Origin of the sequence: Streptomyces alanosinicus (assembly GCF_014650595.1) — a bacterium.
Lineage (GTDB): Bacteria > Actinomycetota > Actinomycetes > Streptomycetales > Streptomycetaceae > Streptomyces > Streptomyces alanosinicus.
Genome location: NZ_BMVG01000050.1, coordinates 14140 through 26721 on the forward strand (window position 1 = coordinate 14140; position 12582 = coordinate 26721).

General features: G+C 68.5%; 13 protein-coding genes and 1 pseudogene. 3 read left to right on the top strand and 11 right to left on the bottom strand.

Going from position 1 to position 12582, the window contains the following annotated elements; all coding sequences use genetic code 11:
- Positions 1 to 26: 26 nt before the first annotated feature.
- The 4 genes from IE277_RS41610 to IE277_RS41625 form a co-directional block, all read right to left on the bottom strand.
- Positions 27 to 821 carry a PfkB family carbohydrate kinase gene (locus IE277_RS41610; RefSeq protein ID WP_189958921.1) on the bottom strand — a complete coding sequence of 265 codons (795 nt, stop codon included), beginning with the start codon at positions 819 to 821 and terminating at the stop codon, positions 27 to 29.
- 22 nt (positions 822 to 843) lie between these two features.
- The gene (locus tag IE277_RS41615; protein ID WP_189958922.1) at positions 844 to 2409 is read right to left on the bottom strand and encodes an FAD-binding oxidoreductase; all 1566 of its coding nucleotides are present in this window, start codon (positions 2407 to 2409) and stop codon (positions 844 to 846) included.
- A 16-nt stretch (positions 2410 to 2425) separates the two neighbouring features.
- Positions 2426 to 2734, bottom strand: a complete 309-nt coding sequence (locus IE277_RS41620) for a YciI family protein (protein ID WP_189958923.1) — start codon at positions 2732 to 2734, stop codon at positions 2426 to 2428.
- A gap of 76 nt (positions 2735 to 2810) precedes the next feature.
- A complete protein-coding gene (locus tag IE277_RS41625; RefSeq protein WP_189958924.1) occupies positions 2811 to 4031 on the bottom strand; it encodes an MFS transporter in 1221 nt (406 codons plus the stop codon).
- A gap of 84 nt (positions 4032 to 4115) precedes the next feature.
- On the opposite strand from IE277_RS41625, the gene IE277_RS41630 reads away from it, so the two are divergent.
- Complete coding sequence (locus tag IE277_RS41630) at positions 4116 to 4610, top strand: MarR family winged helix-turn-helix transcriptional regulator (RefSeq protein WP_189958925.1); 495 nt, start codon at positions 4116 to 4118, stop codon at positions 4608 to 4610.
- Here the strand turns inward: IE277_RS41630 and IE277_RS41635 are convergent.
- Genes IE277_RS41635 through IE277_RS41665 form a run of 7 tightly spaced genes read right to left on the bottom strand, consistent with a single transcriptional unit; the run spans position 4579 to position 10770 of the window.
- A complete protein-coding gene (locus IE277_RS41635) occupies positions 4579 to 6084 on the bottom strand; it encodes an NAD-dependent succinate-semialdehyde dehydrogenase (protein ID WP_268252725.1) in 1506 nt (501 codons plus the stop codon). The genes IE277_RS41630 and IE277_RS41635 overlap by 32 nt on opposite strands.
- 21 nt (positions 6085 to 6105) lie before the next feature.
- On the bottom strand, positions 6106 to 6801 hold the full coding sequence (locus IE277_RS41640; protein ID WP_189958926.1) for an HAD family hydrolase: 696 nt from the start codon (positions 6799 to 6801) through the stop codon (positions 6106 to 6108).
- Positions 6798 to 7613 carry a methyltransferase domain-containing protein gene (locus IE277_RS41645; protein WP_189958927.1) on the bottom strand — a complete coding sequence of 272 codons (816 nt, stop codon included), beginning with the start codon at positions 7611 to 7613 and terminating at the stop codon, positions 6798 to 6800. Before IE277_RS41645 ends, IE277_RS41640 begins: the two co-directional genes overlap by 4 nt.
- 59 nt (positions 7614 to 7672) lie before the next feature.
- Complete coding sequence (locus IE277_RS41650) at positions 7673 to 8359, bottom strand: AfsA-related hotdog domain-containing protein (RefSeq protein ID WP_189958928.1); 687 nt, start codon at positions 8357 to 8359, stop codon at positions 7673 to 7675.
- 16 nt (positions 8360 to 8375) lie between these two features.
- Positions 8376 to 8645, bottom strand: a complete 270-nt coding sequence (locus IE277_RS41655; RefSeq protein WP_189958929.1) for an acyl carrier protein — start codon at positions 8643 to 8645, stop codon at positions 8376 to 8378.
- Positions 8639 to 9388, bottom strand: a complete 750-nt coding sequence (locus IE277_RS41660) for an SDR family NAD(P)-dependent oxidoreductase (protein ID WP_189958930.1) — start codon at positions 9386 to 9388, stop codon at positions 8639 to 8641. Before IE277_RS41660 ends, IE277_RS41655 begins: the two co-directional genes overlap by 7 nt.
- On the bottom strand, positions 9385 to 10770 hold the full coding sequence (locus tag IE277_RS41665) for an ANL family adenylate-forming protein (RefSeq protein WP_229882399.1): 1386 nt from the start codon (positions 10768 to 10770) through the stop codon (positions 9385 to 9387). Before IE277_RS41665 ends, IE277_RS41660 begins: the two co-directional genes overlap by 4 nt.
- Before the next feature lie 325 nt (positions 10771 to 11095).
- Here IE277_RS41665 and IE277_RS41670 point away from each other — a divergent pair, with 325 nt between their 5' ends.
- A complete protein-coding gene (locus IE277_RS41670; protein WP_189958931.1) occupies positions 11096 to 12082 on the top strand; it encodes a carbohydrate kinase family protein in 987 nt (328 codons plus the stop codon).
- Positions 12079 to 12490, top strand: a pseudogene (locus IE277_RS41675) (methylenetetrahydrofolate reductase). The gene IE277_RS41670 and the pseudogene IE277_RS41675 overlap by 4 nt, the downstream one beginning before the upstream one ends.
- The last annotated feature ends 92 nt before the right edge of the window (positions 12491 to 12582 follow it).

Genomic DNA, 12582 nt, shown 5'->3' on the forward strand with positions numbered 1-12582 from the left:
GCGCTCCCCGTCACAAGGTTGCCTGGTCACACTGACGGAATCCATGCGTTCGAATCCGATTCGGGCTCGGGGCCGGCCTTGCGGATGCGCGCCGCCAGCTCGATCTCCACGTGGCGCCCGTAGCTGCTTCCCATCCGGGCGAGCAGCGCGCGCAGCGGCACCGCGTACCCTTGTGCGCCGAGCGACTCCAGCGCGAACCCGGCTGTCGCGCAGCCGAGTTGGGCCGCGCGCTCGACAGTCAGAGCGCTCACGACACCGGCGACGAATCCGGCGCGGAACGCGTCCCGGGCTCCGTCGCGGTCCACCACCCGTCTCACCTCGCACGCCGGGACCCTGATCTCTGCAAAGCGGCGCGACTCGACGCGCGCGCCCTGGGCGCCGAGGGTGGTCACCCACCCGCCGACGTGCCGCAGCACCTCCTCCCTCCGCCATCCGGTGGCCTCCAGGAGCAGCTCCCGTTCCTTCGCACCGGTGAACAGCCAGTGCGCGCCCCGGATCAGGGCACGCGCGTCCTCTGTCCCGGTGCGTGTCACGCCGGGTCCGGGGTCCGCCGTGAACGGCACCGCCAGCCTCCTGCATTCCCGGGCGTGGCCGAGCATGGCCCACGGGACGTCCGGCGCTATGACCACCAGGTCCGCGCCGCGGTGCTCCTGCAGCAGGCGTGCGACGCGGGCGGCGCCCGCCCCGGTGCCGGCCCTCGTCACCGCGACGCCCAACTGGCCGAGCCCGAAAGCCACGTTGGCGCCGCTGGTGGCGGGGTTCGGGCCAACAGCGCGCGGCCGCTCGCCGACGAGGTTCGTTCTTGTGACGACGACGCGCACGGCAGACCTCATTCCGGCGGGCTCACAGCCCGCTGCCGCGCAGGTGACGCGGCCAGATCCCCTGTTTGCCGGGAGCCAGGACGCCCGCTGGATCGAGCGCGTCCTTGATCTTCTCGCTCAGGCGCATCAGGGAACCGTCGTGGTAGCTGAACGTGGCGGCGATGTCGTCCATCAGCGCCGGGTGCACGCGGTACTCTCCGTAACCGAGGTCCGCCGCCTCCTTGATGAGGGTCCGGCACAGCTCCAGGGTCGTGGCGCGGTCCTCGGGCGAGGCGGTGTCGAACATGAGCATGCAGATGTGGTGCATCTCGCGTCGCCCGACGATGAAGTTGCCCATGTAGTCCTTGCCCGCCTCAAGACACCGGTCGCGGGCCAGCTCGTACTGGCGCATCGCGTCCTCGCCCGTGGCCGGCGAGACGGGAGCGAAGTCGATGTGGCCGCCGTTGTCGTGCCATTGGAGGATGTCGTACGTCTCCAGGTTGGGCAGACCCGCCATGATCTTGGCCCGGGTGGCGAGTACGGGGCTCGGGTGCTCCCCCGCGAAGTGGAACCCCGCGCCCGGGATGCCCGAGAGGGCGTCCCTGATGACGGACCAGGTGGCGGCACGCACGGCATCGGGACCGTACAGCGCACCGTAGAAGTTCCAGCGGCCGATACCGAGATCTTCGCTGATCCTCCTGGCCACGCTGTCGGGAATCGGGCCGGGGCCCGGGTGGAACGCGGAGCGGGGCGCCACCGCCGCGGCGTCGAGGAGCAGGCTGCGCAGCGTCGGCACATGGGAGATCGTCCCGTCGAGGCGGAGCGGGCGCAGCGCGTCGACGAAGGGGCCGAGGTCCTCCTCCCGCGGCAGCGTGATCATGTACGCCTGATACCCCGCTGGTCTGGGCATCAGCCAGATGCCGATCTTCGTCACGATGCCGAAGTTCGACTGAGTGAACATGGGGTCGAACTGCGGCCCGTAACCGTACTTGAACAGTTGCCAGGTGTTGCTTCCGGGGAGCGCGCCCATGCCGGTCCTGACCACGTCCCCGTCGGCGAGCACCACTTCCATCCCGCACTGGATGGACAAGTGGTCCCCGTACGGGGTGTAGCCGACGCCTCGTTCGAGCGTGTTGCCGACGATGCTGCCCCAGGCGAGATCGGGCACGTCCAGCATCAGCCGACTGCCGTGCTGCTGAAGGTGCTGGTGCAGATCGAAATAGGTGACGCCCGGCTCCACGAGTGCGTATCCGAATTTCTCGCTGACCTCCAGGATGCGGTTCATCCGCCTCAGGTCGACGATCACGGCCCCGGGCAGCCGGGGCGCCGCGCCGCCGAATCCGAGGTTCTTCCCCGTGGAGATCGGTGACAGCGGAAGGCCCGATGAGGTGGCGATCCGGACGACTTCCTGTATCTCCTCCACGGTGTGCGGAAGAACCACAGCCGACGGGCTGAAGTGATCGGCTTCCAGGACAGGGAAAGGATCTCGATACTGGGCGAGTTCGGATTCCTCGGTGAACACCCGGGCCGCCCCGAGCGTATCCCTCAGGGAGTTCAGGGCGGACGTCAGATCACTCTCGCTGAAATGGGGAGGAAGAGGCCTGGTCATCGGTTGGTCTCCTCTGTCATGACGAGGTGTCGGTGAGGCGGGCCGGCGAGTTTTCGGACTCGGTGAAGGCGCCCACGGTGACCTGGCGCCACACACCTTTGATCATGAACGGGTCCTGTGCGACGTACCGTTCGACCGTCTCCCGGTCCTCGGCGCGCACCAGGATCAGGCTGCCGACGGGATGCCCGCCGTCGTCGGAGACAAGCATTCCGTAGCAGACCGGATCCACGATTCCGGAGCGGAGCCTGGCCGAATGCTCCGCCCTGTTCTCCCGCCGGATTTCCAGGACGTCGTCGGCGTCAAGACAATGCACGGCCCAGAGCATCGGCATCACCTTCGTGTCGAGTGAGTGGCAGGGCGAGGCTAGTCGACCCAAAACCTCACGACATCAGGGCTGACCCTCATTCCGATCTCTGGGAGATGGCCCAGAAAGCGCAGAAGAACGCGCCGAGCAATGCCACTGCCGCGCCCGCGAGGGGGATTGCGCGGAAGCCGGCCGTGGACAGCAGGGCGCTGCCCGCCGCCGATCCGAGCGCCGTTCCCAGGTACATGCAGCTGCTGTTCCACGCCAGCAGCGAACCGACGTGCTGTGGGAAGGAGGACACCAACTGGGCCTGGTAGGCGGGCAGGCACGGGTAGGCGCAGAGGGCGAGGAGGAACAGGGCGGCCATGAGAAGGGGCACCGGGGCGCGCACCACCAGGTCGAGCAGCAGCATCGTCACCCCGACCAGCGCGAGGCTGGCCGTGGCGACCCGCCTCGCTCCGAACCGGTCCGCCAGCCTGCCTCCGCCGAAGCTGCCGACGACCGCGCCGACGCCGAAGACGATCAGCGCCAGGGCCACGAGGCCGGTCGAGAACTTGGCGTCCGCCCGCAGCCCGGTGCCGAGATAGGTGTAGAGCGCGTAGACGGCGAAGGCCCAGAGTCCGGTGACCGCGACGGCCCTGGCCCGGGTGAGGAGGCCGATGGGAACGGGGGCCGTGGCGGCGGAGGCGCCCGGCTTCGGCGTGTCGGGCCATACGGCCAGGTTGACCACGGCCAGGGCCGCGGCCGGCAGGGCGAGGATCACGAACACGGCGCGCCAGCCCCACACGGCGGCCAGGGCCGTGCCGCTCGGAGCGCCGGTGGTCAGGGAGATCAGGAAGCCCGCCACCGCGGTGGACATCCACACGCCCCGCCGGTGGGCGGGGGCCGCGGCGCCCACCAGTGCGTAGACCGAAGGGCTCACGGCGGCCGCGGTCAGTCCGGCCAGGACCCGGGCCAGCAGGAGCACCGCGAAGGAGGGGGCCAGGCCGGTCAGGACATTGGCCACGGCGAAGCCGACGAGGCCCGCCGCGAGGACTTTGCGGCGCCCGATCCGGTCGGCGAGGGAGCCGAAGGCGGGTGCGCCCAGCACGTAGACGATCGAGAAGACCGTGACCGCGTTGCCGGCGGCGCCCGGTGAGACGTGGAAGTGCCGTGAGATGGCGGGCAGCAGGGGGGAGACCACGAACAGATCGGTTCCCACGACGAGCAGGGTGATGAAGCCGACGGCCAGGGAGCCGCCGCCCCGCCGCGTGGGGGCCGGAGTGGGTGATAACCGCTCGGTGGAGAGGGGGACATGGTCCGCACGGGAAGCTCGCATGGTTTGCACGCTAGCTTATATCTTTCCGAGAAGCAATTTCCTGGAAAGGTACTTTCCGGGAAGAGAGCTGATAGTCTGGGTGACGTGGACCGTGAAGACGCCATCGACGTGCTGCTGCGGCAGTGGCAGCAATCGCCGTACGAGCTGCCGCTCGCTGCCATGGCCGTGGCGAAACGGATCACGCGGGTGGCGCGCAACCTGGAGCAGCGCTACGCCGAGGCACTCGCGGAGTTCGGCCTCGATCCCGGTGAGTTCGACGTGCTGGCGACGCTGCTGCGCAGCGGACCACCGCACGAGTTGGCCCCGGCCACGCTGAACCGGTCGCTGCTGATCTCCTCCGGCGGCCTCACCAAACGCCTCACCCGGCTCGAAAAACGCGGATTCGTCTCACGCCGGCTCGACCCCGACGACCGTCGCTCGCTGCTGGCCGCGCTGACGGATCAGGGCCTGGCGGTGACCGCCAAGGCCGTGATCGTCCACGCACAGGCCGGCACGGGCCTGGTCGACCCCTTCTCGGAGGCCGACCAGGCCCAGCTGGTCTCTTTCCTCAGGAAGTTGCTGCTGCATCAGGAGAGCTGAGCCCACCGATGTGCCAGAACTTCAGCTCCAGGAACTCCTCGATGCCGTGGTGGGATCCCTCCCGGCCCAGACCGGACTCCTTCACTCCCCCGAAAGGCGCCGTCTCCACGGACAGGAAACCGGTGTTGAGGCCGACCATGCCCACCTCCAGCGCCTCCGTCACCCGCCAGGCCCTGGCCAGGTCGCGCGTGAAGACGTAGCCCGCGAGCCCCGAGCGGCTGTCGTTGGCCAGGTCCACGGCCTCCCGCTCGGTACGGAACGAGGCGACCGCTGCCACCGGGCCGAAGGTCTCCTCGCGCATGACACGCATCCCCGGGGTGACCCCGCGCAGCACGGTCGGCTCGAAGAACGTCCCGCCCTCCCGGTGCCTGCCGCCCCCGACCAGTACCTCCGCGCCCTGCGCCACCGCGTCGGCCACATGGGCCGCCGCCTTCGCCAGGCCGTCCTGGTCGATCAACGGCCCCACGTCCACGCCCTGTTGATCGCCCCTGCCGACCGTCAGCTTGCCGACCCTGTCGGCGAACCGCTCGGTGAACTCCGGGTACAGGTCGTCGTGGACCAGGAACCGGTTGGTGCACACACAGGTCTGCCCGCTGTGCCGGAACTTCGAGAGCACCGCCGCGTCCACCGCGGCGTCCAGATCCGCATCCGGAAAGACCAGGAAAGGAGCGTTGCCGCCCAGTTCCAGGGACAGCTTCTTCACCGTGGGCGCGCACTGGGCCGCGAGGAGTCTGCCCACCTCGGTGGAGCCGGTGAAGGACAGCAGCCGTACGGCAGGGCTGTCGCACAGGGTCCGGCCGATGGACGGCGCATCCCCCGTGATGACGTTGAGGACACCGGGCGGCACCCCGGCCCGTCGGCCGAGGGCCGCGATGGCCAGGGCCGACAACGGAGTCTGCTCGGCGGGCTTCATGACCACGGTGCAACCGGCGGCCAGTGCGGGTGCGGCCTTTCGGGTGACCATGGCTGCCGGGAGGTTCCACGGCGTGATGCACCCGACGACGCCGATCGGCTGCCGCAGCACCACGATCCTGCTCTCCTGGGCCGGAGCCGGGATCACCTCCCCCCGTACCCGCTCCCCCTCGGCGGCGTAGAACGTGAGGAACGAGGCGGCGTACGCGATCTCACCGCGCGCCTCTGCCAGTGGTTTGCCCTGCTCCCGGGTGAGCAGCCGGGCCAACTGCTCGCGGTGCTCCAGCAGTTGCGCGGCCCAGCGCGAGAGGATCGCGGCGCGGTCCTTCGCCGTGCGGGTGCGCCACGGGCCGAACGCGGCCTCAGCCGCGCGGATGGCCGTTTCGGTCTCCGCGGTGGACATGAGGGGCACCGACGCGATCACCTCGCCGGTCGCCGGGTCGGTGACCGCGAAGGTGCGGCCGTCGTCGGCGCCGCGCCACTCGCCGTCCACCAGGCAGGTGTCGTAAAGCAGCGACTCCTCGTACTCGGGAGTGCTCATGTCGGACGTAGGCGTGCTCATGGGCTCCTTCCTTGCACCGGATCAAGGGCGGATCAGCTGACAGCCGTGCGTGCCGGCGAGTTCGGCGATCTCGGGCTGTGCGGAGACGAACACGGGATGGCCGACCTCGGCGAGCATCGGCAGGTCGGAGCGGTCGTCGCCGAACGCCCAGCACACGGCGGGCGACGCACCCGAGTCCCGCAGGAAGGAACGGACCGCCTCCGCCTTGCCGAGCCCGATGGTCTGCGGTGGCACGATCTCGCCGGTGTAGCGGCCGCCCTCCGTGACGAGCCGGGTCGCCAGCATCCTGGTGACACCCAGTTCTTCGGCGATCGGCCGGAGGATGTCCACCATCGAGCCGGACACGAAGACCACCTCGTCCCCCGCCTCCTGGCGTTCCCGCAGCGCGCGCAGCGCGCCCGGCAGGTACAGCCCGTCCCCCTGGTGACGCACCTCCGTGTACCAGCGCCGGGCGAGATCGGCCACCTGCTCGGGGCGCCTGCCGCGGAACGTCTGGTAGTACGTCCGGTTGATGAACTCCCTGGGGCGGCCCTGCGCGAGCTGACGCCGGCGCGTCGCCTCGTACCTCTCCGCACGCCACCGTCCCAGGACGGAAGGCAGGAGGCCGGTGTGCGTGTAGTAGTACTCCTGGTAGCTGAACATCGTCTTCAGCCGTACGACCGTGTCGTCGACGTCGAAGAAGGCGTAGGCGCCCGTACCGGCCTGGGCGTTCCTCACGGCTTGGCCGCCCCGACGACGAAGCCGGTGAACGAGGCGAAGAACGTCCCCTCCTCCTCGGCCCGCAGGAGCGGCAGCCACCACTGCTCCAGCTCTTCGGACGTGAGGCCGAGCTGACCGCTCTCCTGGGCGTTCGCGAGCCGGCCGGCGGCGAGCGTGCGGAAGAAGCCGAACGGCATGACGACGGTGAGCGGCGAAATCGTCACGTCCTGAAGGCCCCTGGCCCGCATCCGCCGCAGCAGCTGGCGGCCGCTCCACTTGTTGCGATGGCCGTCGGAGAAGCAGCGCATGGCCCGGCGGGTGGCCTCGGTGTCCGGGTGATCGACGATGGTGGTGTCGAAGTCGTAGTCGAACACGGCGATCCTGCCGCCGGGCCGGACCACCCTGACCAGTTCGTCGAGGCCCTTCTCGATGTCCTCGCAGTGCATCAGGACGAGCTTGGCGCGGGCGGCGTCGAAGGTGTCGTCGGGGAAGTCCAGACCGCTCAGGTCCGCGACCCGGAACTCGACCGGCAGCGTCGACCCCGCGCTGCGCCGCCGAGCCTCCTCCAGCATGGTGGTGCTCAGGTCCGTCGCCACGACCTTGCCGCCTTCACCGACCAGGGCGGCCACCTCCCTGGCGTCGTCCCCGGTGCCGCAACCGACCTCCAGGACGGTCTTGCCGTCCAGGTCGCCCATGGCGGCCGCCAGTTCGTCCTTCATCACGCGGTACTCGGGAAGCGCGTTGGCGATGTCCATGAAGCCGATGAACCAGCCGCTGTCCGGGGCCGTGTCCACGGTGGTGAAGTTCCCTATGTTTCCGGTGGCGCTCACGATTGACTGACTCCTGCTTCGGTTGGTGGTTATGTGTGGTGTTACACGGGTGGCGCTGCTCACCCGCGGAGGCAGTCGGCCACGGCCTGCCGCGCGACCAAGGCCTCCTGCTTGTCCGCGAGTTTCTCGGCCACGACGCGGAAGCGGACCTCGATCTCGGCCGCGACGGCGTCCGACTGGCGCACGCGGACCATGGAGTGGAAGCGATGCTGCACGGTGCCCGGCTCGTGCTCCAGCACCTCGTAGCCGAGCGTGGCGGGCAGCGGGAAGACGAAGGCGTGGAACGACGCGTGGAAGTCGTCGATCACGAACCTGGCCGGGTCGAGGCCGGTGGGGAAGAACCTCTCCGTCACCGCGGTCCAGGTCTGCCGGGCCGCCTCGGTCAGTGCGACGGCCGGAATATGCCGGCCCGTCAGATGGTCCTCCAGGGTCTCGCACCGTTCGTCGAGAACGAGCGGAACCTCATAGCAGTCGTCGGCCCTCGTCGGTTCGCCGACCATCACATTCTTCATCCGCCGCTTGTGGGTCAGCTCCAGCGGGGCGGGCCTCTGCGCCGACCAGTGCTTGTCCAGCTCCGCCAGCAGTTCCGCGGACAGTCCCTGACCGGCCATCAGGTCGAGGCCGTCGGTGTCCCCCGCCTCCAGACGTGCCCCCACTGCCGACGCCGCGATGGTGCCCGGGGTGCGCAGGAACTCCTCGAAGCGGTCACCAACGACGATCAAGGTCTCCCTCGACGGCTTGGACATCTCTTCCTCCCGTCCGTCAGGCGCCGCAGGCGGCCAGGGCGCGTTCGTACACGCCCACCAGGTCGTCGAGGTGCCTGGCGTCGGAGAGCACCACATCCTCGGAGAAGGGGTCGACCCCGGTGGCCGCCTCCAGTTCGATGACCAGCCGGGCCAGCGTCAGCGAGCTGAGGCCCAGGGCGCTCAGCTCCTGGTCTCCGGACAGCTCCGGGACCTCGGGGCTGTCCTCGCGCAGCAGGGCGGCGACGACTTCGTACACGATGGTGCGGACTTCGGTGGTCTTCAGCATGTGATTCCTCCGTCGACGACGATGGACTGTCCGGTGATGAACCGGGCAGCGGGAGAGGCGAGGAAGAGGACGGCGTCGGCGACCTCCTGTGCGGTGCCAAGGCGCCCCAACGGGGTGCGGCCCTCGATGCGTTTGCGCTGCTGTTCGGGCACGTGTGATGTCATGTCGCTGTCGAAGAAGCCCGGCACCACGGAGTTGACCCGGATGTCGAACGCGCCCAGCTCCCGGGCCAGGCTTCGCATGAAGCCGTCGACGCCGGCCTTCGCCGCGGCGTAGACCGACACGCCACGGAAGCCTCTGATTGCGTTGATCGACGACACGTTGACGATGGCTCCGCCGCCGTTCTTGACCATGGGCTTCGCGCAGCACTGGGCGAGGACGACGGAGGCGGTCAGGTTCACCGCGATCAGCTCCGTGACCTTGGTCAGCGGGGTGGTGAGAAGGAGGCCCTCGTGGAGCCGGCCCGCGTTGTTCACCAGGAGGTCCAGGCGTCCGAACCGGCGCTGCACCTCGGCGACGAACGCCCGCAGCGAGCCCGGGTCCGTCAGGTCGGCGCGTCCCCAGAAGAATCTGCTCTCGTCGTACCCGCCGCCGGCGTCCACGCCGAGGCCGACGGCGGGTTCGCGGCTGAACGTGGCCACCCGCCACCCGTCGGCGAGCAGGCGTTCGACCAGCAGTCGGCCGAGTCCTCTGCTCCCCCCGCTGACCAGAGCGACCCGAGGCTCCTCGTCGGCCCCGCTCACCGGGAAGCCCTGATCTTCTTGAAGCGTTCGGAGTACTGCCGCGCGGTCGAGACCTCCACGGAGAGCGGCACCTTGTACGGCTCCAGACGGCTGCGGCAGTATTCCCGTACGCGAGCGGAGACCTGTTGGTGGTCCTCCTCCTCGACCAGCCGGACGGTGGCCTTCACGACCGTGCCCGTCACCGGACTCGGCAGACCGCACACCGTGACCTCGGCGATGTTGTCCATCTCCAGCAGGACGTTCTCCACCTCGCCCGGGTACACCTTCTCCCCGCCGACGTTGATCAGCTCCGATTTCCGGCTGAGGATGCGCACGTAGTCACCGTCGAGCTGGACGACGTCCTGGGTGTTGAAAAAGCCGTCGTCGTCGAAGTCGGCCGGCGCGTTGAGATAGCCGAGCATGGCCATGTCGGAGCGTATCCACAGCACACCGTCGATGACCTTGTAGTCGAAACCGGCCTTTCCCAGTTCCAGCCACAGCGAATCGTCACTGCGCGACCGAGTGGGCATGATGCCGAGTTCGGAGAGTCCGTAGGTCTGCTTGAGACGGACATCCGGCAGGGCATCGTGCAGCCGTCGCAATGTGTGCGCCGGCATGGGCTCCGTGCCATAGGTGATGAGTTCCAGTGATCGCGTCGAATATCTCTCGTATGCACGGGAGATGAGTACGAGGTTGAGGAATGTCGGGGTCGTCGGCAGAATGTTCACCGAATCCCGCTCGATGGCGGAGAACACCGCTTCCGGGGTCCGCTCGGGAATGGTGATGAGCGTGCCGCCCTGACTCAGAGTGTGCAGGAACGTGTTGATCCCACCGATGTGATCGAGCGTGAGGAAGCACAACGTGCGCTTCGGCTTCGCCCGCCGCGGGGCGCCGTACCGGCCGAGCACCTTGGAGAGGTCGAGCACGGACGCCTTGCTGCGCCCCGAGGTTCCGGAGCTGAAGAGGACGAGACCACCGGTCGCCGCCCGCCTGAGGCGTCCGTACAGCGGGTGGGATTCCGTGACCCCGGTCGGAGCGATCGTCGGGCTGCCGTCGGCATCAAGGCTGACGACCTTCTCGACCTGCGCCAGGTCGAGGAACTCGGCCCGCTTCGCGGCCGGCAGCGGAGCGAGCGGGACGACGATCGCCCGGCGTGCCATCAGCGCGAGGAGAGCCCCGCAGGAAGCGGGGGTATAGGCCGCTTCCAAGCAGACCACTTGCCCGGGGCGCACGTCGCACCGATCGAATTCCCGCGCCCAGGAAGCAACCATGTCGCACAGGTCCGCATAAGAGCTGGCGGACCCGTTGAAGATCATCGCTTCGCTGGTTCCGAAACTGCCCAGCATATCGAGGAACGGATGATTCATCTGACTTCCCGTCGGTTGCGATTTCCCGTCGGTCATCCACAGTTGAATCTTCTCAACTGTCAGTTGAGCTGAATTCTGCGTGAGTGTACTACGCAACACGGTGCGCCTGTCAACGCTGTTCAGCCTGCCGATTAATCAGCCGAAGAAACACGGGAATTGAGGGTTAACCCTGATTACACGGGACCTGGACGTCGTTACCATGGCCGTTTGCTGGGTCTGCAAAGTTGAGCTGGGCGATGGAGGTCGGCGAGGGGTTCCGGCTTGCGCGGGAACCTGCGGCCTGCCCACCGGTGAGCCGCTGCGCGTGCGCGCGGAGACCCGCCCGCAACATCCGCCGCCCCCTCGAACACCAGGAGTCATCGTGCGTGTAGCCGTCTCCGGTTCCATAGCCACCGATCACCTCATGGCCTTTCCCGGGACGTTCACGGAACAGCTCATTCCGGAGAAGCTCGACACCATCTCGCTCTCATTCCTCGTCGATGACCTGGAAATCCGGCACGGCGGCGTCGCTGCGAACATCTCCTACGGGCTCGGCAGCCTCGGCCAGGCACCGGTCCTGGTCGGAGCGGCGGGCGGGGATTTCGGCGAGTACGGCGTCCGGCTCAAGGAATCCGGGGTCGACACGGACTTCGTGCACATCTCGTCCGAGCGTCGGACCGCACGATTCGTGTGTCTGACGGACAGGGAGGAGAACCAGATCGCCTCCTTCTACTCCGGAGCCATGGCGGAGGCACGCGACATCGACCTCCTGCAGGTGGTACGACGGGCGGGTGGCATCGGTGCCGTGCTCATCTCCCCGAACGACCCGGCCGCCATGCTCATCCACACCGAGCAAAGCCGCTCCCTGGGCATCCCGTTCGCAGCCGACCCCTCGCAGCAGCTGGCCCGGCTCGGCCACGACGAAGCCCGTCAGCTTGTCACCGGAGCACGATGGCTCTTCACCAATGAGTACGAAGCATCCTTGCTCCAGGAGCGTACGGGCTGGTCACACGCCGACGTGCTGTCCCGCGTAGGGGTGTGGCTGACCACGCTCGGCGCGGCCGGCGTACGCATGGAGGCCGCAGGTGAGGCCCCGCGCACAGTCCGCGCCGCGACACCACGGCAGATCATGGACCCGACCGGTGCCGGAGACGCCTTCCGGGCCGGATTCCTTGCCGGGGTGTGCTGGGGGGAGCCGCTGGATCTGTCCGCCAGGCTCGGGTGCGCCCTTGCCTCTCTCGCGCTGGAGGGGCTCGGAGCCCAGGGATACACCGCCGATCCGGCGAACGTGCTGCGGCGCGTCGAGGACACCTACGGGCCGGCCTCGACAAGGGCCGTCGCACCCCACCTGGAGGGATTGACCGCATGAATCCGCCGACGCCGCCCCGCCGCTTACCGGAACCGGGCCGGACCTCGTACTCATTCGAGTTCTTCCCGCCCCGGTCCCCACGCACGGAGCAGTCGCTGTGGAGGTCGATACGACGCATAGAGTCGTACGCCCCGACCTTTGTGTCGGTGACATACGGAGCCAGTGAACTTCGGCGTCGGTGTGGCGGCCTTCCCCGAACGCCATCCGAGGTCGCCGGACCGGGAGAGCGGCATCCGGCGCTTCGCCGAACTGAGCAACGCGGTGTTCCCCGCCCGGCTCGCCGAAGACGCGCCGGGCCTGCACTACATCACGCTCAACCGCTCGACCGCCGCGCTCGACATCCACGAGAACCTCGGCCTGCACCGGGTACGGTCCGTGCCGCCGGTGGCTGTGCCACTCCCGGGCTGACCGCTCCAGGTGACGATGAATTCTGGCACTGATTCCCTGCAAGTCCTCACTTCATGGATTGGAACGGCAGTGGAGAAGAAAGAGGCAGTCGC